Annotated in this window: 25 protein-coding genes and 1 riboswitch; of the genes, 15 read left to right on the forward strand and 10 right to left on the reverse strand. The window is 72.7% G+C overall.

Going from position 1 to position 22,308, the window contains the following annotated elements:
- The first annotated feature begins 7 nt into the window (after positions 1 to 7).
- Positions 8 to 136, forward strand: a complete 129-nt coding sequence (locus ACZ6ZR_RS35795; protein WP_465649734.1) for a hypothetical protein — start codon at positions 8 to 10, stop codon at positions 134 to 136.
- A gap of 123 nt (positions 137 to 259) precedes the next feature.
- A complete protein-coding gene (locus ACZ6ZR_RS35800; protein ID WP_465649736.1) occupies positions 260 to 478 on the forward strand; it encodes a hypothetical protein in 219 nt (72 codons plus the stop codon).
- 21 nt (positions 479 to 499) lie between these two features.
- Here the strand turns inward: ACZ6ZR_RS35800 and ACZ6ZR_RS35805 are convergent, their stop codons facing one another.
- Positions 500 to 958, reverse strand: coding sequence for a flavodoxin family protein (locus ACZ6ZR_RS35805; RefSeq protein ID WP_465649738.1), 459 nt, complete (start codon positions 956 to 958; stop codon positions 500 to 502).
- An 88-nt stretch (positions 959 to 1,046) separates the two neighbouring features.
- The gene (locus ACZ6ZR_RS35810; RefSeq protein ID WP_465649740.1) at positions 1,047 to 1,871 is read right to left on the reverse strand and encodes a poly-gamma-glutamate hydrolase family protein; all 825 of its coding nucleotides are present in this window, start codon (positions 1,869 to 1,871) and stop codon (positions 1,047 to 1,049) included.
- Between ACZ6ZR_RS35810 and ACZ6ZR_RS35815 the strand changes: the two genes are divergently transcribed.
- Positions 1,872 to 2,024, forward strand: coding sequence for a hypothetical protein (locus ACZ6ZR_RS35815; RefSeq protein ID WP_465649742.1), 153 nt, complete (start codon positions 1,872 to 1,874; stop codon positions 2,022 to 2,024).
- Between the two features lie 63 nt (positions 2,025 to 2,087).
- On the opposite strand, the gene ACZ6ZR_RS35820 is transcribed toward ACZ6ZR_RS35815, so the two are convergent.
- From ACZ6ZR_RS35820 to ACZ6ZR_RS35830, 3 genes are read right to left on the reverse strand one after another with little or no spacing between them, the layout of a single operon-like run.
- Positions 2,088 to 3,161 carry a threonine aldolase family protein gene (locus tag ACZ6ZR_RS35820; RefSeq protein ID WP_465649744.1) on the reverse strand — a complete coding sequence of 358 codons (1,074 nt, stop codon included), beginning with the start codon at positions 3,159 to 3,161 and terminating at the stop codon, positions 2,088 to 2,090.
- The gene (locus ACZ6ZR_RS35825; RefSeq protein WP_465649746.1) at positions 3,158 to 3,916 is read right to left on the reverse strand and encodes an SDR family NAD(P)-dependent oxidoreductase; all 759 of its coding nucleotides are present in this window, start codon (positions 3,914 to 3,916) and stop codon (positions 3,158 to 3,160) included. Before ACZ6ZR_RS35825 ends, ACZ6ZR_RS35820 begins: the two co-directional genes overlap by 4 nt.
- Positions 3,913 to 5,328: a DUF6421 family protein gene (locus tag ACZ6ZR_RS35830; RefSeq protein ID WP_465649748.1), complete on the reverse strand. Its 1,416-nt coding sequence runs from the start codon at positions 5,326 to 5,328 to the stop codon at positions 3,913 to 3,915. Before ACZ6ZR_RS35830 ends, ACZ6ZR_RS35825 begins: the two co-directional genes overlap by 4 nt.
- A 420-nt stretch (positions 5,329 to 5,748) precedes the next feature.
- Between ACZ6ZR_RS35830 and ACZ6ZR_RS35835 the strand changes: the two genes are divergently transcribed.
- From ACZ6ZR_RS35835 to ACZ6ZR_RS35855, 5 genes are all read left to right on the forward strand, one after another.
- The gene (locus ACZ6ZR_RS35835) at positions 5,749 to 6,624 is read left to right on the forward strand and encodes an ABC transporter substrate-binding protein (RefSeq protein ID WP_465649750.1); all 876 of its coding nucleotides are present in this window, start codon (positions 5,749 to 5,751) and stop codon (positions 6,622 to 6,624) included.
- On the forward strand, positions 6,621 to 7,496 hold the full coding sequence (locus ACZ6ZR_RS35840; protein ID WP_465649751.1) for an amino acid ABC transporter permease: 876 nt from the start codon (positions 6,621 to 6,623) through the stop codon (positions 7,494 to 7,496). Before ACZ6ZR_RS35835 ends, ACZ6ZR_RS35840 begins: the two co-directional genes overlap by 4 nt.
- Positions 7,493 to 8,260, forward strand: a complete 768-nt coding sequence (locus ACZ6ZR_RS35845; RefSeq protein ID WP_465649753.1) for an amino acid ABC transporter ATP-binding protein — start codon at positions 7,493 to 7,495, stop codon at positions 8,258 to 8,260. The genes ACZ6ZR_RS35840 and ACZ6ZR_RS35845 overlap by 4 nt, the downstream gene beginning before the upstream one ends.
- Positions 8,261 to 8,385: 125 nt before the next feature.
- Positions 8,386 to 8,871: a DUF5134 domain-containing protein gene (locus ACZ6ZR_RS35850; protein ID WP_465649754.1), complete on the forward strand. Its 486-nt coding sequence runs from the start codon at positions 8,386 to 8,388 to the stop codon at positions 8,869 to 8,871.
- 93 nt (positions 8,872 to 8,964) lie between these two features.
- A complete protein-coding gene (locus ACZ6ZR_RS35855; RefSeq protein WP_465649756.1) occupies positions 8,965 to 9,921 on the forward strand; it encodes a M56 family metallopeptidase in 957 nt (318 codons plus the stop codon).
- A gap of 97 nt (positions 9,922 to 10,018) precedes the next feature.
- Here ACZ6ZR_RS35855 and ACZ6ZR_RS35860 read toward each other — a convergent pair whose 3' ends face one another.
- A complete protein-coding gene (locus ACZ6ZR_RS35860; RefSeq protein ID WP_465649758.1) occupies positions 10,019 to 10,678 on the reverse strand; it encodes a GNAT family N-acetyltransferase in 660 nt (219 codons plus the stop codon).
- A 116-nt stretch (positions 10,679 to 10,794) separates the two neighbouring features.
- Between ACZ6ZR_RS35860 and ACZ6ZR_RS35865 the strand changes: the two genes are divergently transcribed.
- Positions 10,795 to 11,817: a serine hydrolase domain-containing protein gene (locus ACZ6ZR_RS35865; protein ID WP_465649760.1), complete on the forward strand. Its 1,023-nt coding sequence runs from the start codon at positions 10,795 to 10,797 to the stop codon at positions 11,815 to 11,817.
- A 36-nt stretch (positions 11,818 to 11,853) separates the two neighbouring features.
- Here the strand turns inward: ACZ6ZR_RS35865 and ACZ6ZR_RS35870 are convergent, their stop codons facing one another.
- On the reverse strand, positions 11,854 to 12,276 hold the full coding sequence (locus ACZ6ZR_RS35870) for a MarR family winged helix-turn-helix transcriptional regulator (RefSeq protein ID WP_465649762.1): 423 nt from the start codon (positions 12,274 to 12,276) through the stop codon (positions 11,854 to 11,856).
- Between the two features lie 88 nt (positions 12,277 to 12,364).
- On the opposite strand from ACZ6ZR_RS35870, the gene ACZ6ZR_RS35875 reads away from it, so the two are divergent.
- Both ACZ6ZR_RS35875 and ACZ6ZR_RS35880 read left to right on the forward strand, forming a co-directional pair.
- Positions 12,365 to 13,906 carry an MFS transporter gene (locus tag ACZ6ZR_RS35875; protein ID WP_465649764.1) on the forward strand — a complete coding sequence of 514 codons (1,542 nt, stop codon included), beginning with the start codon at positions 12,365 to 12,367 and terminating at the stop codon, positions 13,904 to 13,906.
- Positions 13,907 to 14,130: 224 nt separating this feature from the next.
- The gene (locus ACZ6ZR_RS35880) at positions 14,131 to 14,709 is read left to right on the forward strand and encodes a TetR/AcrR family transcriptional regulator (RefSeq protein WP_465649766.1); all 579 of its coding nucleotides are present in this window, start codon (positions 14,131 to 14,133) and stop codon (positions 14,707 to 14,709) included.
- Between the two features lie 83 nt (positions 14,710 to 14,792).
- Here ACZ6ZR_RS35880 and ACZ6ZR_RS35885 read toward each other — a convergent pair whose 3' ends face one another.
- On the reverse strand, positions 14,793 to 15,659 hold the full coding sequence (locus ACZ6ZR_RS35885; protein WP_465649768.1) for a helix-turn-helix domain-containing protein: 867 nt from the start codon (positions 15,657 to 15,659) through the stop codon (positions 14,793 to 14,795).
- Between the two features lie 420 nt (positions 15,660 to 16,079).
- On the opposite strand from ACZ6ZR_RS35885, the gene ACZ6ZR_RS35890 reads away from it, so the two are divergent.
- Positions 16,080 to 16,652 carry an ATP-binding protein gene (locus tag ACZ6ZR_RS35890; RefSeq protein ID WP_465649770.1) on the forward strand — a complete coding sequence of 191 codons (573 nt, stop codon included), beginning with the start codon at positions 16,080 to 16,082 and terminating at the stop codon, positions 16,650 to 16,652.
- Positions 16,653 to 16,780: 128 nt separating this feature from the next.
- On the opposite strand, the gene ACZ6ZR_RS35895 is transcribed toward ACZ6ZR_RS35890, so the two are convergent.
- Positions 16,781 to 17,020, reverse strand: a complete 240-nt coding sequence (locus ACZ6ZR_RS35895; RefSeq protein ID WP_465649772.1) for a DUF397 domain-containing protein — start codon at positions 17,018 to 17,020, stop codon at positions 16,781 to 16,783.
- Between the two features lie 341 nt (positions 17,021 to 17,361).
- Between ACZ6ZR_RS35895 and ACZ6ZR_RS35900 the strand changes: the two genes are divergently transcribed.
- A complete protein-coding gene (locus tag ACZ6ZR_RS35900; protein WP_465649774.1) occupies positions 17,362 to 18,219 on the forward strand; it encodes a sirohydrochlorin chelatase in 858 nt (285 codons plus the stop codon).
- An 82-nt stretch (positions 18,220 to 18,301) separates the two neighbouring features.
- Here the strand turns inward: ACZ6ZR_RS35900 and ACZ6ZR_RS35905 are convergent, their stop codons facing one another.
- Complete coding sequence (locus ACZ6ZR_RS35905; RefSeq protein WP_465649776.1) at positions 18,302 to 20,407, reverse strand: hypothetical protein; 2,106 nt, start codon at positions 20,405 to 20,407, stop codon at positions 18,302 to 18,304.
- Positions 20,408 to 20,598: 191 nt separating this feature from the next.
- A riboswitch (cyclic di-AMP (ydaO/yuaA leader) is annotated at positions 20,599 to 20,799 on the forward strand.
- Between ACZ6ZR_RS35905 and ACZ6ZR_RS35910 the strand changes: the two genes are divergently transcribed.
- Entirely contained in the window at positions 20,786 to 21,925 is a 1,140-nt protein-coding gene (locus ACZ6ZR_RS35910; RefSeq protein ID WP_465649778.1) for a transglycosylase family protein, read from the forward strand. (Overlaps the previous riboswitch by 14 nt.)
- An 82-nt stretch (positions 21,926 to 22,007) precedes the next feature.
- Positions 22,008 to 22,211, forward strand: coding sequence for a hypothetical protein (locus ACZ6ZR_RS35915; protein WP_465649779.1), 204 nt, complete (start codon positions 22,008 to 22,010; stop codon positions 22,209 to 22,211).
- Positions 22,212 to 22,308: the final 97 nt, after the last annotated feature.

The raw sequence follows: 22,308 nt of genomic DNA on the forward strand, positions 1-22,308 counted from the left end.
TCGCCTGATGAGCGATCAGGAGCAGTACGCCAGGTACCGCGAGGACTCGAAGGTGCTGGTGCCGCGGTCGGCGGGGTTTGCCCCGTCGCGTCGTTCGGTGCGTGCTCTCGGCGTGCCGGGTGAAGGCCACGCGTAGCGGATCTACTCGGGCCTTCGCCCGGTGCGGCGAGAGTGCGTGCCGGGCGGCGTGCCGGGGCGAACCCTGCCGGCCTCGGCACCAGCCGCGGTCGGGGGCTGTGTCGACGCCCAGGCCGGTCCGGTGACGGTGCGTCTGCCGAAGGCCCTGGCCGAGGCGGCGGTCGCCGCGTGGGACCGGGACGAGTCGGGGGAGTTCGGGGACGAGACGCTGGAGCAGTACGCCGTGCGGGACCGCGCCGCGGAGCTCGCGCTCATCGGCCTCGTCTCGCGGCAGGGCCGGTGGGAGGAGGGCGAGCTGGACGTGGCCTCCGCCGGGGCCGCCGTGCGGGCTTCGCAGTAGCTCCTCCGCCCGGCGCGGCGCTCAGCCGCGTACCCGCCGGGCGAACTCCCTGGCGCCGGCCAGGTCGGCCGCGTTCGGGCGGTGCCGGTTGAGGCCGCCGAAGGGCTTGAACGGGGCCGCGGTGTCGAGGGCGCGGCAGGTGAAGGTGCCCACCACCTGACGGCCGCCGGCTTCGAGGAGGCGGACCAGGGGGCGGGTGAACGGGGCGAACGGGAGCTCGGGGAAGCCGCTGGTGGCGAAGACCACGGCCCGCCCCGGGCCGGGCGGGAGCGAGCGGACCAGGTCCGAAAGGGCGGGCCGCATCCGGGTGTTGAAGACTCCCGAGCCGAACCCGACCAGGTCCGCCGTGGCCAGCTCCGCCGGGTCGGCCTGCGCGAGGGTGAGCACCTCGGCGTGCAGGACCTCCGCCATGGCGTCCGCGATTCGCCGGGTGTTTCCGTGCGAGACCGAGTCGCACACGAGGATGGCCTTCGACTGCATGATCGTGCCCCTTCCGTAGCCGCTGTCGGGGGGAGGACGACACAGCACCACCGAATGTGACAGCGGAACCGGAGAGCCGCCGAATGGTTCAGCGGACCGGCTGGGTGGCTTCCAGGCGCTGGACGGCGGTGCGGGCGGCGGCGGCGAAGCTCCGGAACAGCGGCAGGGTGTTGGCCGCGCGGGCGAGGTGGGTGTTCCTGCCGGGCGCGAACATCGCGGCGCGCAGCTCGGTGGTGAGCTCCAGCTGCGCGCCCGCGCCGAGCAGGCTGCGGTTGCAGATGTTCTGCGGGTGGACGCCGGCGATCTCCCCGGTCGCGGTGGCGGCGCGGATGCCGGCCGCCGCGAACTCCTCGGCCAGGTACTGACGCAGCGTGGCGTTGAGGCCGCCGATCAGGACCGCGGCGGCGCCGGGCTCCAGGCCCGCGTGGGCGGCGGTGCAGCCGTGCACGGAGACGACGTTGAGGCTGCCGGCGCACATCGCGCGGACGGTCAGGTCGTCGCAGTGCGTCGAGGTGACGTGCAGTGCGTCGTTGCCGGAGGCGCGCAGCCCCTCGAACATCCAGAAGTCGTGCAGGGGCCCGGCGGGTGCCGTGGCGCCGGGGCCGGCCGGGGGGTACCCGGCGATGGCGAGGCACAGTTCGGAGGTGCCGCCCTCGATGCCGCCGCCGTGCGGGGCGATGACGGTGGTCCGGACCGGGATCGCGGCCGAGGCCGGGTCCTGGTCGTCGACCAGGTGGCGGCGCAGGCGGCGCCCGTAGTCGACGCCCTCCACCAGCGCGGGGTCCGCGTACAGCGCGGTGTTCGAGTCGTAGAGGTCTGCGGCGTGAACCGCGGCGGCCGGCGGGGCAGCGCCGAGGACGCCCATGGCGGGGGCCGCGACGAGGGCGGTGATCAGTGCACGACGGTCCATCATGTGAGCGGATCCTGGCAGTTCAGCGGGCCTGCCGCCGACAGACACGCGGCGAATCCGCCCGGTGTCTGGTTCATGGACCGGGTCGAGGACGAGGTCCGGGTCTCCCGGGGCTGGATGCGGCTGCCGCCGGAGCCGGAGGACCTTCCCGGCTGACGCCGAACGCCCCCGTCGTCACGGGGTGACGGCGGGGGCGTTCTCGGGCGGGGTGAGGGGGCGTCAGGCCCGGCTCATCTCCTCGGCGATGGCGGTGGCGAAGGCGTCGATGTCGGCTTCGGTGGTGTCGAAGGCGGCCATCCAGCGGACCTCGCCGGTGTGCTCGTCCCAGAAGTAGAAGCGGTAGCGCTTCTGCAGGCGCTCGCTGACCTCGCGGGGGAGGATCGCGAAGACCGCGTTGGCCTGGACCGGGCGGACCAGGGTGACGCCGTCGATGCCGGAGACGGCGGCCTCCAGGCGCTTGGCCATGGCGTTGGCGTGGGAGGCGTTGCGCAGCCAGAGGTCGCCGCTGAGCAGGGCCTCGAACTGGACGGAGACGAAACGCATCTTCGAGGCGAGCTGCATCGACATCTTGCGCAGGTACTTGAGGTTCTTGACCCGCTCGGGGTTGAGGACCACCACGGCCTCGCCGAGCAGCAGGCCGTTCTTGGTGCCGCCGAAGGAGAGCACGTCGACGCCGGCATCGGTGGTGAAGGCGCGCAGCGGCAGGCCGAGCGAGGCGGCCGCGTTGGCGATCCGGGACCCGTCCAGGTGCACGAGCATGCCGTGCTGGTGGGCGTGGTCGCAGATCGCCTTGATCTCCTCGGCCGTGTAGAGCGTGCCGAGCTCGGTGCTCTGGGTGATGGAGACGGCGAGCGGCTGGGCGCGGTGCTCGTCGCCCCAGCCCCAGGCCTGACGGTCGATCAGCTCGGGGGTGAGCTTGCCGTCGGGGGTGGGGACGGTGAGCAGCTTGATGCCGGCGATCTTCTCGGGGGCGCCGCACTCGTCCACGTTGATGTGGGCGGACTCGGCGGCGACCACCGCTCCCCAGCGCGGGAGCAGGGCCTGGAGGGCCACCACGTTGGCACCGGTGCCGTTGAAGACGGGGTACGCCTCGGCGGAGGGGCCGAAGTGCTTGCGGAACACCTCCTGGAGGTGCTCGGTGTACTGGTCCTCGCCGTAGGCGACCTGGTGGCCGTCGTTGGCGAGGGCGATGGCGGCGAGGATCTCCGGGTGGACGCCGGCGTAGTTGTCGCTGGCGAAGCCGCGGACCGCCGGGTCGTGGCGGCGGACCGCGTCCGTCTGGTGCTCGTTCATCGGGCTGTCAGCCACAGGTGCTGTCCGTTCAGTTCTGCTGCGGGGCGGTCCCAGAGGGACGCCAGGGCGTCGGCCAGGTCGGCGGTGTCGGTGAAGCCGGCGAACTTGGCGTCGGGCTTCTCGGCGCGCATCTCCGGGGTGACCAGGGCCTTGATCACCAGGATCGCAGCCGCCGCGGTCGGGACGCCGTCGGGGGCGGTGGTCTCCTTGGCGAAGGAGTCGGCCATGGCCAGCGTCCACGCCTCGGTGGCGGCCTTGGCGGCGGCGTACGCGGCGCCGCCGGCGGTCGGCTTGTGAGCAGCGGAGGCGGAGATCATCGCGTAGCGGCCGGCCTCGCTGCGGACCAGCGCGGGCTGGAAGGCCAGCGAGGTGTGCTGGAGGGTGCGCACGACGCGGTCGTGCAGGAAGTCCCAGTCGTCGATGCGGCTGTCGAAGAAGGTCTTGCTGCCGCGCCAGCCGCCGACCAGGTGGAAGACGCCGTCCACGTGGCCGTGCTCGTTCTCCAGGTGGTCGGCCCAGTCGTGGACCTCCTGGGGGTCGAGCAGGTCGATGACCTGGCTGGAGATCCTGGCGTCCGGGACGGTGACCCGCAGCGCGTCCAGGGCGGCGTCCAGGGCCTGGCCGTCGATGTCGGCGGCGATCACGGTGGCGCCGGCCGTGGCCAGGCGGCGCAGGGTGGCGCGGCCGGCCGGGCCGGTGGCTCCGGCGACGGCGACGACCTTGCCTTCGAGGCTTTCGAACTGACGGTCACTCATGCCGCGATCTCCTGACGGTCGGCGCTGGCGCCGGTGATGCCGGTGGTGGCCGCGATCACGCCGCCGAGCTTCTTGGACAGGGCCTCGAAGAACATCGAGAGCGGGAACTCGTCAGGGAGCACCGCGTCGCAGAGCGCCTTGCGGAGCGCCTTGTCCTCGGCGATGTCCAGCGGCAGCGCCTCGGTGCCCTTGGCCCAGGTGGAGGCCGGGTGGGGGGTGAGGTAGCGGGAGACCAGCTCGTAGGCCGCGATCCAGTGGGCGGTCTTCGGGCGGTCGATGCCGTCGCGGTAGAGGGTCTCGATCTCGGCGCAGAGCGCGTTGGTGACCTCGGCGACCCGGCTCCAGTCGATCGAGAGCCGGTTGTCGCGCCAGCGCAGCGCGTCGTGCTTGTGCAGGTAGGCGAAGAGCAGCTGGCCGCCCATGCCGTCGTAGTTGCGCACCCGGTCACCGGAGACGGTGAAGCGGAACATCCGGTCGAAGAGGATGGCGTACTGGACGTCGCGGCCCTGCGGGTAGCCCTCGGCCTCCAGCTTGACGGCCTCCTTGAAGGCGGTCAGGTCGCAGCGCAGCTCCTCCAGGCCGTACATCCAGAACGGCGAGCGCTGCTTGATCATGAACGGGTCGAACGGCAGGTCGCCGTGGCTGTGGGTGCGGTCGTGGACCAGGTCCCAGAGCACGAAGGTCTGCTGGGCGCGCTGCTGGTCGGCGAGCAGGCCGACGGCGTCCTCGGGGATCTCCAGGCCGAGCTGGCGCACCGCGCTGGTGGAGACGGCGCGGAAGCGGGCCGCCTCGCGGTCGCAGAAGATGCCGCCCCAGGTGAAGCGCTCGGGGGCCTGACGGACCGCCACGGTCTCCGGGAAGAGCACCGCGGAGTTGGTGTCGTAGCCGGCCGTGAAGTCGGTGAAGGTGATCGGCACGAACATCGGGTTGTCGAAGCGCTCGCGCTCCAGCTCGGCCAGCCACTCGGGCCAGACCACGGTGAGCAGGACGGCCTCGAGGTTGCGGTTCGGGTTGCCGTTCTGGGTGTACATCGGGAACACCACGAGGTGCTCCAGGCCGTCCTCGCGCTGCTCGGCGGGCTGGAAGGCCAGCAGCGAGTCCAGGAAGTCGGGCTCGCGGTAGCCGGTGTCGGCCCACTTGCGCAGGTCGGCCAGGACGGCGGTCAGGTAGGCGGCGTCGTGCGGGAAGAGCGGGGCGAGCTCCTCGACCGCGCCGAGCACCGACTCGACCAGCGGGTCGACGGTGGAGCGCTGGACCGCGGACAGGTCGATGGAGCCGTCCTTGGCCTGCAACGGGCGCAGCGCCTCGACGGCCTCCTTGAGCCGGATCCAGGCGGGGTGCGCCGCGTGGCCGGCCGGGGTTGCTCCGGAGAGGTCGGCCGCCTCGACGAGCTTGGGCGAAAGATTCTGCATCAGAGACCCACTTAGACAGGAGTTATTTCGACAGGTACACCATAGATTCGAAAGGTTCTCCTGTTCAAGGGGGGTCCCCCCGACACTGAGGTGACATCCGTGCCGTCCACGATGCGGACAGTCACGTGGACTTTGTGGACAGTGGGGCCGATGGGGTGCGAATCTCCCGCCATGCTCCCGGCGGTGATCCACGTGGCCTGCTGCCACCCCGACCTGATCCGGGTGCCTTCCTGTTGTCGCGGCGCCTGCTGACGCCCCGCCGCTGACACCCCGTCGGGAGGCACCGCGGCGGCCGTGCCGTACGCCGACCATGCCCGCCGCCCCCGCGCCACGCCACCGCTGCTGACCCGGTTGGCCGCGCCCTCCCGACGGACAGTCCTCTTCCTGGCACGTCCTCACCCCCTGCCCCTGGAGCCCGCCATGACCCCGGCCGTCCGCCCCGCCCTCCTCGCCCCCGTGGCCGCCCTGCTCGCGGCCGCCGCGCTGCTCACCGCCTGCGCTCCCCAGGAGGAGGCCAAGTCGCCCTCCGCCGCCGGGAGTTGCGAGGCGGGCAAGCTGGCCACCAAGAAGTCCGGCACCCTGACGGTGGGCACCGACAAGCCCGCCTACGACCCCTGGTTCTCCGAGGACGCGCCCGAGAACGGCAAGGGCTTCGAGTCGGCGGTGGCCTACGCGGTGGCGGAGAAGCTGGGCTACCCCAAGGACAAGGTCAGCTGGGTGGTCAGCCCCTTCAACAAGGCCTTCGCGCCCGGCGCCAAGGACTTCGACTTCGACGTCAACCAGATCTCGGTGAGCGCCGAGCGCAAGCAGTCGGTGGACTTCTCCTCCGGCTACTACGACGTCCGGCAGGCCGTGGTCGCGCTCAAGGGCTCGAAGGCGGCCGGCGCCGCCTCGCTGGCCGACCTCAAGAACGTCAAGCTCGGCGCCCAGGTCGGCACGACCAGCCTGTCCGCGATCACCGGGCAGATCAAGCCGTCCGCCCAGCCCGCCGTCTTCGACGACAACGACCTGGCGAAGACCGCCCTGAAGAACGGTCAGATCGACGCGCTGGTGGTCGACCTGCCCACCGCCTTCTACATCACCGGCGCCGAGGTGACCGAGGCCAAGGTGATCGGCCAGCTGGAGACGGCGGCCGGCGGATCCGGCGGGGAGCAGTTCGGGCTGGCGCTGGACAAGGGCAGCGCGCTGACCGGCTGCGTCAGCCAGGCCGTGGACGCGCTGCGGGCCGACGGCACGCTGGCCAAGCTGGAGAAGCAGTGGCTCTCCGACGCCGTCTCGGCACCGGTCCTCAAGTGACCACCGCGCAGCTGGACAAGGACGAGGAGTACCGGCCGTCCGAGCGGCGGCTGGCCCGGGAGGCGCACCGGCGCCGCCGGGCCCGCCGCTCGGCGCTGATCGCCACCGCCAGCACCGCGCTCACCGCGCTGGTGCTGGCGGTGGTGGTGGTCAACTCCCCCGGCTGGGAGCGCACCCGGCAGACCTTCTTCAACGCGCACTACGCCCGCCAGGCCCTGCCCGAGGTGCTGGCCGGCCTCAAGGTGAACCTCACCCTGATGCTGGTCTGCGGGGTGCTGATCCTGGTGTTCGGCCTGCTGCTGGCGGTGCTGCGCACCCTGCGCGGCCCGGTCTTCCTGCCGGTGCGCCTGCTGGCCACCGCGTACGTGGACTTCTTCCTCGGCCTGCCGATGATCATCTGTCTGCTCGTCATGATCACCGGCGTGCCCGCGCTCCGGCTCACCGGCGTGACCACCGACCCGCTGGTGCTCGGCGGGGCCGCCCTGGTGCTGACCTACTCGGCGTACGTCTCCGAGGTGTTCCGGGCCGGCATCCAGTCCGTCCACCCGAGCCAGCGCGCCGCGGCCCGCTCGCTGGGGCTGACCAACGCGCAGGCGATGCGGTACGTGATCCTGCCGCAGGCGGTGCGGCGGGTGGTGCCGCCGCTGCTGAACAACCTGGTCTCGCTGCAGAAGGACACCGGCCTGGTCTCCATCGGCGGCGTGATCGACGCGGTCTTCGCCGCGAAGATCATCACCTCCCGGACCTTCAACTACACGCCGTACCTGGTGTCGGCGCTGGTCTTCATCCTGCTCACCATCCCGATGACCCGGTTCACCGACTGGATCAGCCAGCGGATGAACCGCCGTCAGCTCCAGGGAGGTGCCGTGTGAGTGACACCCCCGTCCTCCGCTTCGAATCGGTCCGCAAGTCGTACGGCAGGGACCAGGTGGTGCTGCGGGACATCTCGCTCTCGGTGCCCGCCCACTCCGTCACCGCGCTGATCGGGGCCTCCGGCTCCGGCAAGTCGACCCTGCTGCGCTGCGCCAACCTGCTGGAGGAGGTGGACGACGGCGCGGTCTTCCTGGACGGCGAGGAGATCACCGACCCGGCGGTGGACCAGGACGCCGTCCGGCGCCGGATCGGCGTGGTCTTCCAGGCCTACAACCTCTTCCCGCACCTGACCGTGCTCCAGAACGTCACCCTCGCCCCGCGCCGGGTGCACCGCCGGGAGCGTGCGGAGGCCGAGGCGCACGCCCTCGAACTCCTCGCCCGGCTCGGCCTGGCCGACAAGGCCCGCGAGTACCCCGACCGGCTCTCCGGCGGCCAGCAGCAGCGGGCCGCCATCGTCCGGGCCCTGGCCACCGGGCCCCGGCTGCTCCTGCTGGACGAGGTCACCGCCGCGCTCGACCCCGAGCTGGTGGGCGAAGTCCTCGGCGTGGTCCGGGACTTGAAGGAGCAGGGGATGACCATGGTGCTCTCCACCCACGAGATGGGCTTCGCCCGGGAGGTGGCCGACCAGATCTGCTTCCTGGACTCCGGCGTGGTGCTCGAACAGGGCCCGCCGGAGCAGGTCTTCGGCGACCCGCAGCAGGACCGGACCCGCCAGTTCCTCCGGCGGATCGTCGCCTCCGGACGGCTCACGCCCGGCAGTTGACCACCCGTCACACCTCAGTGCGCCCCCTTTCACGCCCTGCTCCGCCCGTCCCCGATCGGTGATCGTGGACCGGGTGGGGCGGGATCGCGTACGGAGGGGGCACTGCTGTGCACGGACCGGTACTGGTGAACGCACTGCTCGCGGCGGTCACGGGCGGCACGGCCGGCTACTGCCTGTACCGCCTACGGCGGGGCGGGCAGCGGGAGGCCGACGCCACCGAGGCCGCGATGGGCCTCGGCATGGCCGGCATGGCCCTGTGGCCCGTCCCCCTCTGGGGCTGGCTCTTCGCCGGCCTCACCGCCTACATGCTGGCCGCCACCCTCCTCGGCGGCCGCCACCCCGGCCACCACCCGGGCCACCGCCTCCACCACGCCGTCGGCTCCGCCGCGATGGCCTACACCGCCCTCTCCCCCGCCGCCCACCACGGCGCGGCCGGCCTCCCCCTCCTCACCGGCCTGCTCCTCCTCTACTTCGGCAGCTACACCGTCTGGACCGGCACCCGCCTCCTCACCACCCCCACCGGCCACACCTTCACCGTCTCCGCCCACGTCTCCCGCGCCTGCCGCTCCGCCATGGGCGTCGGCATGTTCGCGATGCTGCTGACCATGTAGGCAGCGACGCAGTACGCGCCCAGGCGGTGTGCCGTGGGTCATGTTGGGCCGGAGCGGGTTCTCCCGGGGCGGTGGAGCGCGTAGGTTGCTGCCATGACGGCTCTGTTCGGTCTGCTGGTGCTGGGGGCGGTGCTGGCCACCGTGGCGCCGCGGCTGTTGGCGCGGGTGCGGTGGGCGGACCGGGAGCCGGTGTTGGCCTTGCTGGTGTGGCAGTGCCTGGTGGTGGCGGTGCTGCTGTGCTGCCTGTTGGCCCTGCTGCTGGCCACCTCGGCCGCGCTGCCGCCGGTCCGGGGCCTGCTGTTCTCGACCGCCCCGCACGGGGTGGAAGCCGCCTACGGCCTGGCCGACGCCGAGGGGTGGGGGCGGCTGACCGCCGCGCTGCTGGCGGCGGGTGGGCTGTGGACGGCGTACTCGCTCTCCCGCGAGGTCCGCTCGGCCCGGGCGCTGCGCGACCGACGCTCCGCCGAACTCGCCCACCGCGCACCGGAGTTTCCCGCGGGGCTGGGCGCCCGCAAGGGCACCGGGCGGGAGCGGCTGGTGGTCCTGGAGAACGTCCGCCCGGAGGCCTGGTCGCTGCCGGGGCCGTCCTCCCGGCTGGTGGTGACCACCGGGGCGCTCCAGCAGTTGACGGACCGTGAGCTGGCGGCGGTGCTCAGCCACGAGCGCGGGCACGTCCGGCACCGGCACCACTGGCTGGCGCAGTCCGCCCAGGCGCTGGCGAGCGGCTTCCCGGGGGTCGGGGTCTTCTCCGCCTTCCGGGACCAGGTCGGCGAGTTGGTGGAGCTGGCGGCCGACGACCGGGCCGCCCGCCGCCACGGCCGGGTGACCACGGCCCTCGCCCTGGTCGAGATCAACAACGGCCGCGGCGTCTTCGGCGCCGCCTGCGCCCCCCAGCACCTCGCCGAGACCCCCCGCCGGGTCGACCGCCTGCTCGCCGGCGCCCCCCGCCTGCCGGTGGCCCACCGCCTGCGCCTGACGGTGGCCGCCCTGGCCGCCCCGGCGGCGGCGGTCCTGCTCGCCGCCGCTCCGGGCCTGGCCAGCCTGCTCTGAGGCGAGTCGGAGCCGGACGTCCAAGTGGCCCTCGCCGAACGGCGGGTGGCGCAGTCGTAGGCCGAGGGGATCCGGTGCGGTGTCCACCGGCCGAGGATCACCGCGCCGGGGGCGCCTGCCACCTGGTTTCCCCACGGGGTCGGGAGACGTACCCGGTCAGCGGGGCCAGGGCCCGCCAGCCGAGGCTCTCGTAGAGGGCCCGGCCCTGGACGGTGGCGCCCAGGACGCCGGTCGAGGCACCGGCCGCGAGGGCCGCGTCGGTCAGGGCGCCCATCACCACCGTCCCCAACCCGCGCCGTTGGTGGGCCGGTTCGGTGGAGATCCGGTCGGGGACGCAGACCGCTCCGGTCAGGCCGGCCCGGCCGGAGGCGGCCGGCGAACCGTCGGCGGCCAGCAGGCGGACGGCGAGGCCGCCGTCGGTCGAGAGGACGAGGGTGTAGCCGTCCGGCGGCCTCACCCGGGACGGGCGCAGGTCGGCGGCCATCAGGAAGCACGGATCGAGCGGCAGCCAGTCGTCGGCCGGGAAGCAGGGATCCAGGGTCTCCGCCGGGAGGAACCCCTTGACGCAGACCGCGGGCTCGGTGACCGAGGCGGCCAACTCGCGGGTGGTGGAGGCGTCCGCGCCGAGCAGGACGTGACGGACCGTCTCCCTCGGCCGCCCGACCTCGACCCGCAGCCCCCAGGGCACCTCCACCGGCTCGCCCAGCCGCCGGGAGACCGCCCACCCCTCGACCCATGACCGCGCCGTCTCCAGCATCGGATCCTCCCCGTGCTCCTCCGCCACCGGACCGACCGCACTGTACGGGAGGAACGTTCACCGGCAATCCCGAATTCGGCCGCCCTGGCCGCGCCCCGCCCGCCTATCGTCTTCCTGTGAACGACGAACTCGCCTCCGCAGCCCGCCTCCTGCTCGACCGTCGCCTGGAGACGGCCCGGACCGCCCTCGGCGCGACCGCGGCGACCGCCGTCCTGCTCCGGGACGGCCGACCGCTCTGGCGGGGCGTCACGGGCTCCGTGGACGGCCGGCCGGCGAGCACCGACACCCAGTTCCGGATCGGCTCGATCACCAAGACCTTCACCGCCGCCCTGGTGCTCCGGCTGCGCGACGAAGGACGGCTCGGCCTGGACGACCCGCTGGCGCACCACCTGCCCGGTCTGCCGGAGCCGGTCGGCGCCGCCACCGTGGGCCATCTCCTCGCCCACACCTCCGGTCTGCCCGGCGGCCCGCCGGACACCTGGCGCCGGGACGGCACCGACGACTTCCCCGCCGGGCTGTTCGGGCAGCCGCCCACGCTGCACCCGGCGGGCGCGGTGCACCACTACTCGGACGTCGGCTACACCCTGCTCGGCGCCCTGGTGGAGCGGCACCGGGAGGCCCCGTGGGCCGAGTGCGTGCACACCGAGCTGCTCCGTCCGCTGGGGATGCACCGCACCACCCGGCTGCCGGCGGCACCGGCCGCCACCGGCTGGGCGGCCGACCCGGAGACCGGCGCGCCCACGGCCGTCCCGTCGTACGACTTCGGCGTGATGTCCCCGTCAGGGCAGCACTGGTCCACCCTCGACGACCTGGTGCCCTGGGCCGCGTTCCTGACCGGGGGTCAGGACGGGGTGCTGGGCGCGGCGACGCTGGCCGAGATGCGCCGTCCGGCGGTGCCGGACGGGTGCTACGGCCTGGGCCTGGAACTCTGGCCGGACCGCCCGGCGGCCGGCGCGGCGGACGGCGCCGGGCCGGGCTTCGCCGGGCACACCGGCTCGGTGCCGGGCTTCCGCTCCGCCGTGCTGGTCGCGCCGGAGGCGGGCCTGGCCGGAATCCTGCTGGCGAACGGCTCGACCCCCCTCCCCGAGGGGACGGCCGCCCTGGTCCGGGAGCTGATCCGGCTGGGCACGGCGGCCTGACGGCCTGACGGAGTATCCCGGGGACCTGACGGAGCCTCAGCCGTCCTGGCACCCGCCGCCGAGGGTGCGGGCGAGGACCTCGCGGTGGACCGGCCGGGCCTCCTCGTAGCGCTGCCGGCCGGCGGCGGTGAGGGTGACGTAGATGCCGCGCCGGTCCGAGGCGCACATGGCCCGCTCGACCAGCTCGGCCTTCTCCAGGCGGCCGATCAGGCGGGAGAGGGCGCTCTGGCTCAGGTGGACCTGGGCGGAGAGGTCCTGCACCCGCAGGCGCGTCTCATGCAGGGGCTTCTGCTCGTCCTCGTAGAGGCGCTCCAGCACCTCGAACTCGCTCATGCCCAGCCCGTGCCGCTCCCCCAGCTCGCGGTCGAGCGCGCAGGCGGTGGCCGCCTGACGGGCCAGCAGCTCGCGCCAGTCGGAGACCAGGTTCGCCCCGCCCAGGGGGACATCGGGTTCTGACACGCGGCCACCGTACCACATGCGCATGAACTTATTGCTCACACATTAAATCGACTTGCATTGAATGCACGTGCATGGAAGTGTCCTCCCCATGACCACAGCACGAGAGCCATCGGCAACCGCCGCTCCCGCCAACTCCCCTGACGCCCCGTCCGTGCACGGCGACGAAGCCTGGAGCCCCCGGCTCTGGGGCACCCTGATCGTGCTCTGCGCCGCCCTCTTCCTCGACGCCCTCGACGTCTCGATGGTCGGCGTGGCACTGCCCTCGATCGGTACCGACCTCCAGCTCTCCACCTCCACCCTCCAGTGGGTGGTCAGCGGCTACGTGCTCGGCTACGGCGGCCTGCTGCTGCTCGGAGGCCGGGCGGCCGACCTGCTGGGCCGCCGCCAGGTCTTCCTGATCGCCCTCGCCGTCTTCGCCGCCGCCTCCCTGCTCGGCGGCCTGGTGGACGACGGCGGGCTGCTGATCGCGGCGCGCTTCATCAAGGGCGTGGCGGCGGCCTTCACCGCCCCGGCCGGACTGTCGATCATCACCACCACCTTCGCCGAGGGCCCGGCCCGCAACCGCGCGCTCAGCATCTACACCGTGACCGGTGCCAGCGGCTTCTCGCTCGGCCTGGTGCTCAGCGGCCTGCTCACCTCGGCCGGCTGGCGCTGGACCTTCCTGATGCCGGTTCCCGTCGCGCTGATCGCGCTGGCCTTCGCCTACCAACTGCTGCCCCGTCAGCCCCGCCCGCCGCGCGGCTCGGCCGGGTACGACATCGCCGGCGCGGTCACCGGCACCGGCTCGCTCCTGCTGCTGGTCTTCACCGTGACGGAGGCTCAGAGCGCGGGCTGGGGCAGCTTGCGCACGGTCGGCTCGCTGGTCCTGGTCGCGGCCCTCGCGGCGGCCTTCCTGGTGATCGAGCAGCGCACCGCGCACCCGCTGGTGCGGCTCGGCATCTTCCGCAACGGCGGCGTGGCCCGGGCCAACCTGACCGCGCTGGCGCTCTTCGGCTCCTACGCGGGCTTCCAGTTCATCGCCACCCTCTACCTCCAGCGGCTGCTGGGCTGGACGGCCCTGGAGATGGCACTGGCCTTCCTCCCGGCCGGTGCGCTGGTCGCCCTCTCGGCCACCAAGATGGGCGCGATCGTGGACCGCTTCGGCACCGGGCGCCTGATGGTGCTCGGGGTGCTCTCGCTGACCCTCGGCTACGCGCTCTTCCTCCGCCTGGACGAGCACAGCAGCTTCACCGGCCTGGTGCTGCCCAGCATGGTGCTGCTCGGCATCGGCTTCGCGCTCGGCTTCCCCTCGGTCAACATCGCGGCCACCAACGGGGTCGACGACGAGGAGCAGGGCCTGGCCTCCGGTCTGGTGAACACCGCCTTCCAGGTCGGCAGCGCCCTGGTGATGGCCGCCGTCACGGCCGTGATCACCGCGGGCAGCGGCGGCGGGGAGAGCGCCGCTGCCCAGCTGGACGGCTACCGCCCGGCCCTGCTGCTGGTCACCGGGATCTCGCTCGTGGGCTTCGTGGTGGCGGCCGCCGGAGTGGCGCTGGAGCGGCGCAAGGCGCCGGCCGCGGCGGCGGTCCCGGACTACGACTACACCCGCACCGCCGCCGGGACCCCGGCCGAGGAGCTGACCCGGAGCTGACCCGGGGCTGACCCCCGAGGGCGCTCATGACGAAGGCCGGGTCCACCAAACCCCCGTGTTGGTGGACCCGGCCCCGTCGCCGTACGCCGGAGGCCGAAGGGCCCGGCGAGCGGCTCCCGCACAGTATATTGGCCGGGAGCCAATCAACGTACGGAGCAGACACGATGGCACCTCGCGGGGAATCGGTCAACGAGGAAATGCGCCAACGTTCCCGACTCCGCATCATGCAGGCGACGGTCGAGCTGGTGGACCTGCACGGGTACGCCAAGACCACGCTGGGCGACATCGCCGAGCGGGCGGGGCTGGCACGGGGGCTGCTGACGTACTACTTCGACAGCAAACGACTGCTGATGCAGGCGGCCACCCACCGGATGATGCACCGGACGCTCTCCGCCTCGCTGGCGGAGCTGCCCGAGGGGACCGGGCCGGAGGCGCGGCTGGCCCAGGCGATCGACGCGGTGCTCGGGCTGGCGCTGGACCACCCGCGGGTGATGCGCTCGCACCTGGCGCTGATCCTCGACCCGGACGTGGGCGCGTTCGTGAAGGACCCCGAGCAGCGCACCCTGGGCGGCATCCTCCAGGGGCTGCTGGCCGCCTGGGGCGCGGCCGACCCGGAGGCCGAACACGCGGTGCTGCGCAGCGCGTTGATGGGCGGGGTGATCGGGCTGCTGCTGCCGGGGGCGGCGGTCTCGCTGCCCCCGATCCGGGCGGACCTGTTCTACCGCTACGGCCTGGCCTGGGAGTCGGGCCGGCCGCCGCAGCCCGAGGCGCCGCCGCGCTACCAGCCGCCGACCCGGGTCTGAGCCGGGCCAGGAGCTGACGATGTGTCAGGAATGCGTCAGGGCAAGGGACATGGGATTGCGCTGACGAGCGCGCGAGAAGCGGATCAGTTGCCGGACAGTATCCGGGTGAGCAGGTCCTTGGTCTGCTCCGGCGTCAGGCTGTCCACGCACAGGCGCTCCATCACCTGGACGTAGGCGTCCACGTCGTCGCGCTTGTCGAGGTAGAGCGCGCTGGTGAGCTGCTCCAGGTAGACCACGTCGGCCAGGTCCTGCTCGGGGAAGCGCAGGATGGAGAACGCGCCGCTCTCCCCCGCGTGCGCGCCGAAGCGGAACGGCATCACCTGGATCACCACGTTGGCCTGCTCGGCCACCTCGAGCAGGTACTGGACCTGGGCGCGCATCACCTTCGGGCCGCCGACCGGGCGGCGCAGCGCGGCCTCGTCGATCACCGCCCACAGGCGCGGGCCGGGCCCGTCGCTGAGCAGCTTCTGACGGCGCATCCGGAGACTGAGGCGGCGCTCCAGCTCCTCCTCGGTGATCACCGGGCGGGTCTGCGAGAAGACCGCGCGGGCGTACTCCTCGGACTGCAGCAGGCCGGGGATGAACTGCACCTCGTAGGTGCGGATCTGGGCGGCCGCCTCCTCCAGACCGACGTAGGTCTGGAACCAGCCGGGCAGCACGTCGTTGAAGCTGTGCCACCAGCCGGACTTGTTGGCCTCGCGGACCAGGCCGAGCAGCGCCTCGCGCTCGGCGCCGTCGTCCACCCCGTAGAGGCTGAGCAGGTCGGCCACGTCGCGCTCCTTGAAGGAGACGCGACCGAGCTCCATGCGACTGATCTTCGACTCGGAGGCGCGGATCTGGTAGCCGGCGTCCTCACGCGTGATGCCCCGGGACTCCCGGAGCCGGCGGAGCTGCGAGCCGAGCAGGATCCGGCGCACCATCGAACCGCCACCGGGCTGGACTGTGGTCATTGCCGTCAAACCTCCGCCGTGAGCAAACAGCGCACAGTCTGCCATCAGTTGAGCGCTCTGGGTGCCGGTACTGACTGATCAATCTGCCACTTCTGCTCCGGCCCTCCCAGGATGCACGTGCATCCGGCGCTTGCATATGCCAAAGGTGCGACTGCACGTGAATCGACTCTTGCATCCGCAGTGTGCGCACGGGACCATGGTGCACGTGCACCTGCACACCCCTGGCACCCCCGCGGGCACCGTGTCGACGTCCCCACGCGCGATTCCGCACACGCCACCGGCCGCGCCCCCGCGTGGCCGGATCGCCGTGTGCGGACGTGGTTCGTCGGCCCGGTGTCCGCGCGGCCGAGCGAGTCGGAGGTGACCGGCATGACCCCGGTGGGTCCCGCCGTGTCCGCCCCCTTATGGGAGGAGCTCTTCATGAGCACCGGTACGGCCATCGCGGCCGACCCGCACGTGGTCAGCTGCACCCTCGCTCCCCGTTTCGAGGCCGTGAAGACGGCCCGGGAGTTCGCCAGGGAGACCTTGCACGGCTGGGGGCTCGCTCCCCTCTTCGACGACATCGCGCTGGTGGCCTCGGAGTTGGTCACCAACGCGCTGCGGCACGCCCTGCTCCAGCGGCCTGACGCCGCGTCGGCGGAGGGCCGCCGGCACCCCGACGCGGTCCGGCTGCCGATGCAGCCAGGTCCCGACCGTACCGTGGAGCCGCGGGCCGACGCACGCCTGCTGCCGATCCGAATAAGTCTGGTGCACCGCTCTCCCCAGGTGGTCTGTGCCGTCAGCGACCCGAGCAGCCAGGGCCCGGTGGCCCGGGAGCCCGACTTCGTCGCCGAGTCCGGCCGCGGCCTGCACCTGGTGGACTCCTTCAGCCGCTCCTGGGGCTGGCACCCGCTGGCCGGCGCGGGAAAGGTGGTCTGGGCCGTCTTCGAGGCCGACGCCGCCGTCGCCGCCGCCCAGGCCGGCACCACCGGCCGCCACCGGCGCTCGGCCTGACGCCCCGTCCCCTGACACCCCGTCGGGCCCGGCTGACGTCCTGCCGGGCCCGGACACGACGAAAGGCCGCCGCGATCCCCTCGCGACGGCCCCTGTTGCCCCGGGTGTCGTCCCGGTCCGGCGGTCCGTCAGCCGGCCAGGTGGTCGAACTCCCCGTCCTTGGCGCCGAGCAGCAGCGCCGCTATCTCCGCGCGGGTGTAGACCAGGGCCGGGCCGTCCGGGAAGCGCGAGTTGCGCATCGCGACGTCACCACCCGGCAGGGCCGCGAACTCCACGCAGTTCCCCTGCGAGTTGCTGTGGCGGCTCTTCTGCCAGACCACACCCTCCAGCTCGGCGGACGGCATGCCGTTGTACGTGGTGTTCTGCATGGTGGATTCTCCCCGACGTGACAGGCGTTCGCCTCACTTGACGTGATGATAGCTCCAGTGCACGTGCATCAGCACGGGTGTTTGCGCGTGCAGCAAGGCGGGCATCATTCCGTCAGCAGGCGCGCTCGCCAAGCGAGTTGGCGCCCCGTATCAGGACAAACGCGGGCCAATCGTGGACATACCGATAACTGCGCGTACTCGAACTCCAGCGGGTTGTCGATCTTCGGGGGTCTCACGAGATGGCTCACGGTCCGTCACCTCTGTCGGATTGTGACGCCGATCACTGTCCGGACTCCGGCCCGGCTGTGGCCGGTGGGGGGAGATGTCCTACGATCTCCGCCATGAGCACAGCAGCCATCCCGGGCCCGGCACTGCCCGTACGTACTCCAGGCTCCCGTGCGCGGGGGCGCCACCGCCGTCCCGAGCGGCCGGAGATCCCGGCGGGTTCGCCGACGCTGGTGCTGGCCGTTCCGGCCACCGCCGGGCCGGAGACCCGCCCCGTGGTCGAGGAACTGCTCTCGATCGTGCGCGGCGAGCAGCCGGGCGTCGAGACCGCCGCCGCCTACCTGGACGGTGCCCAGGACGACGCCCCCACCGTGGCCGGGCTGCTCGCCCGGGCCGCCGAGGCAGGGCTGCCCGCTCCGGTGCTGGTACCCCTCCTGCCCGGCCCGCACGGCTTCCTGACCGGCCTTCACGAGCTGGCCGCCGCGCACGGCGCCACCGTGACCGACGTGCTCGGCCCGCACCCGCTGCTGGCCGAGGCCGTCCACGTCCGGCTCTCCGAGGCCGGGCTGGCCCGGGCCGACCGGGCCCGGCTGTTCGCCATCGCGACCGCCGCCGACGGCATCGTGCTCACCACCGCCGGCGGTGAGGCCGCCGCCCAGGCCGCCGAGATCACCGGTGTGCTGCTGGCCGCGCGCCTGGCCGTCCCGGTGGTCGGCGCCGCCCTCGACGTGCCCGGTTCGGTGCTGGCCGCCGTCAACCACCTGAAGGCGACCGGCTCCCAGCGCCCGGCGCTGGCCCCGCTGGTGATCGGCCCCGAGGTCGACCCGGAGCTGCTGGCCACCGCCGCCGAGGAGGCCGGCTGCCCGAGCGCGGCCCCGCTCGGCGCCTACCCGGCCGTCGGCCAGCTGATCGCCTCGGCCTACCTGGCGGCGCTCCCGCAGCCCGTCTTCGAGGAGCAGGAGGCCGGGGCCTGACGCTCCGGCACCCGGCAGTACGACGGGGCCCCGTACGGTTCGCAACCGTACGGGGCCCCGTCGCGTCCAGCCATGAGTGGACTCAGGAGACCGGCGCCGCGTCCCGCAGGGCGATCCTCGGGGTGACCACCGCGCGCGGCGGCACGGCGCTGGTGGTCGGGGTCGGGGCGCCCGAGAGGTGGATCTCCTGGGCCTGCTCCGCCCCGGCCTTGCGGAGCACCACCCGCTTCGGGGCCGGCAGCTTCGGGTCGAGCCAGAGCTCGGCGCCGCTGAACTCGCAGTCCAGGATGGCGATGTCCTCCGGCGCCCCGCCGTCCACCGCGCGCAGCGCCACGCCCGCCTTCCGGTAGCCCGTCAACTTGCTGCGCGTCACCTGCACCGTCTCGCCCGGGAGTTGGTGCAGCGCGGTGGAGACGGCGTAGTCCGACTGGCCGGCCGCGTCGATCAGCAGGCCGTCGAAGACGGTGCCCTTGTCCCGGCCGAGGGCGTGGATCGCCACTCCGCCGGCCGCATTGCCGTACAGGACGGTGCCGTTGTAGTCGAAGTCGTTCAGGTAGGCGCCGTGCTCGATGCCCCAGCCGCCGTTGTGGTAGGCCACGAACTGGCCGACGGTGTGGTGGAATTCGGCGTTCAGCCAGACGAAGATGCCGTTCTCCAGGTTGTTGTGGGCCAGGCAGCGCTCGAAGGTCCACACCCCCTCGCTGGTCTCCGGCCACTCGTAGCCGGAGGCGCCGTTGGCGCCCTGGACGCCGACCGCCACGCAGTCCCGGGCCACCCCGCCCTTGCCCGCGCCGAGGCTGAAGCCGGTCAGCCGGTAGCCGCGCGGGTTGGGGTCGAACCGGGTGCGGGAGGCCACGCAGCTGTCGTAGGTGATGTCGTTGGACGGGCCCTGCGGGGTGCGGGTGTCCAGCGGGCCGTCCCACCAGTAGGCGTCCTCCCAGGTCTGATGGGCGATGCAGGAGCGGAAGGTGATGCCGTGACAGTTGTGCGGGACGAAGGCGTGGCTGCCGGTGTCGCGGACCACCACGCCCTCCACCACGGTGCCCCGGGCGGTGTCGCCGAGCATGTGGAAGTGCAGCCCGTACCGGCCGAGCACCGGCTCGGTGACCGGCTTGCCGGCCCACTTCTCCTTGCCCGCCGAGCGCGGTCCCATCCAGCGCAGCGCGGCGTAGCGGACGTCGGCGCGCTGGTTGCTGGTGATGTGGACGTGCGCGCGGCCCTTCTCGGTGCCCTCGACCCGGACGTTGCGGGTCAGGTTGAGCACCTCGGCGCCGACGCTCACCCCGCCGCCGGTGGTGACCTTGGGGTGGGCGTACCGGAGCGGGCCGTCCAGGCTGACGGTGGATCCGCTGACGGCGGCGACGGTGCGGTGGTCGTAGCGCTCGGAGAAGCCCTCGGCGTCGGGGGTGCCGGTGGGGGTGACGGCGAGCTCGTCGCCGACCTGCCAGCCGGCCGGGGCGGCGGCCAGCCGGATGCTGGTGTCACCGGCCTTCAGCGGGCCGGCCGCGCGGACCCAGGCCGTGCGCTGGGCGCCCGCCAGGCGGAGCCGGCCGGAGCCGGTGACCCAGAGGCCGGTGTCGCTCGCCACCAGGGCCATGCCGCCGCCCTGGAAGCGGCCCTCGTCGACCGTGGGGAAGCGGACGGCGTGGACGGTGGCGGCGGACTGCGGGGCGAGGGTGAGCGCGCCGCGGACCTCGACGTTGCCGTGGGCGGTGAGTGAAACCGGACGATCCGGGGCAAAGGTGAGCGAACCTGACGGTTCGACCAGGAGCGAACCGACCGTCACGTCGCCGTCCAGCACCACGTGGTCGGTGATCCGCACCGCCGCGCCGGGGCCGGGGGCGGCGCCGCCGCTCCAGCCCGCCGGGTCGGACCAGTTCCGCGGCCGCACCGTCTCGGCGGGCGAGGGCGCGGCCGAGGGGGACTCACCCGGTGTGGCGGAGGCCGAGGCGGACGGGATGTCAGAGGCGGCCGGCGAGGCGCCGTGCGTATGCGGAGTCTCCGTCGGCGGTGGCGGCGGGGCAGCCGAGGGGGTGTCAGGAGTACTGCCCGCGCGCCGGACCACCTCCTCCACCCCGACCGCCGCCAGGGCGGTGCCGATCGCCAGGCCGATGAGGAGCTTCCGCCGGCTGACCTTCGCCGATCCGTTGTCCGCCGGGCCCGGCTGGGGCCCTCTCGCGTGCCGCATGACCCGAAGCATAGGCAAATCCCTTTCACCGCAAGGAATTTGAACAGAATCGATCGAAATCGACTTCCGGATCGACAGCTTCCGCTTCATGAAGAGTCGGTAAAGAAACCATGATCACCGTCACAGGGGTTTGCGGTTTGAACTTAACTCTGCCTAACGTGACGCCCTGTTCGTGACCACACGGACCCAGCCCCTCCGGAACGCCGAATCCTGCCGCCGGACGGGCCGGCAGCTCATCAGCACCGCGGCAGGGGCGGGGGAACCACAGGTAAGTCGCCTGACTTCGGTCGTATATGACCGATTTCAGGCTTGGGGTGAAGCCGTGCTCAGGCACGGCCGGGCAACTCCAGCCCGAATCCGACAGCTCACCTCGCAGGCGTGGGAGAGGAACGCGTCTTCGTGCTGTCCAGCACCACTTCCAAGCGTGCCCGCCGACTCATCGCCGCCACCGGCGTCGTGGGCATCGGCCTCACCATCCCGACCCTCACCGCCGGCTCCGCCTCGGCCGCCTCCGTCTCCACCTGGGACAAGGTCGCCGCCTGCGAGTCCACCAACGACTGGTCGATCAACACCGGCAACGGCTTCTACGGCGGCCTGCAGTTCACTTCCAGCACCTGGGCCGAGTTCGGCGGCAAGCAGTACGCGGCGCAGGCCAACCAGGCCACCAAGGCGCAGCAGATCGCGATCGCCGAGAAGGTGCTCGCCTCCCAGGGCCCCGGCGCCTGGCCGGTCTGCTCCGTCAAGGCGGGCCTGACCAAGGGCGGCGCCGCCGCCCAGGTCGACACCTCCTCGGCCACCACCGCGGCCCCGCGGGCCGCAGCCCCGCAGGCCCCCGTCGAGCAGCCCGCGGCTGCCCCGGCCACCTCCTCCGCCTCGGCCAAGAGCTACACCGTGATGGCCGGGGACTGGCTCTCCACCATCGCCCAGCAGCAGAACGTCGAGGGCGGCTGGGAGAAGCTCTACGAGCTCAACAAGGGGCAGCTCCCCGAGGGCCCGGACATGATCTACCCGGGCCAGCAGCTGGTCCTGGGCAACGTCGCGGTGGCCACCCCGGCGCCGGCTCCGGCCCCCAAGTCGGCCGCCCCGCAGTCGGGTTCGTCGACCACCAGCACCAAGGCGAAGAAGTCCGCCACCGAGCAGACCACGACCGTCGCCACCGGATCCAAGGCCGCGGCGCTCAACTTCGCGCTCTCCAAGGTCGGTCAGGCCTACGTCTACGGCGGCAGCAGCAACGGCGGCTGGGACTGCTCCGGCCTGACCCAGGCGGCCTTCCGCCAGGCCGGGATCTCCCTGCCCCGCGTGGCCAACGACCAGGCCGACGCGGCCACCCGGGTCTCGCTGGACAACCTCCAGGCGGGCGACCTGCTGTTCTGGTCCAACAACGGCGCCAACTCCGGCGTCTACCACGTCGCCATCTACCTGGGCGGCGGCAAGTACGTCGAGGCGGCCAACCCCCGCGCCGGCGTGAAGACCGAGACCATCGCCAACTGGGCCCCCGACTTCGCGGGCCGCGTCTGACGACGGTGTGCTGATCCGACGGCCCGAAGCACCGCCCCCGGAGACCTGGTCGGCTCCGGGGGCGGAGCCGTATCCTGCCGCCATGGCCAAGGTCACCGTCTCCCTGGAAGCCGACTTCGCGATCGAGCTGATGCTCCTCGCCGGCACCAGGAACCCGCAGGACGCCGTCGAGCTGATCCTCCGTGACTACCTCGCGCGCTCGCACCGCACCGAGGCCCGCACCGGCGACGCCGCCGACGAGAGCCGGCTCACCGAGCCCAGGGGCGGTGTCGTCCAGGACGGCTGAGGGCCGGGCACGGCACTAGGGCCTGTTTCAGAAGTGGATCAAGGTCATGCGATGATCTTGATCCATGGCTCGGGGAGATCTGACGGACGCCCAGTGG

The organism is Kitasatospora sp. NPDC088742, from assembly GCF_055584905.1.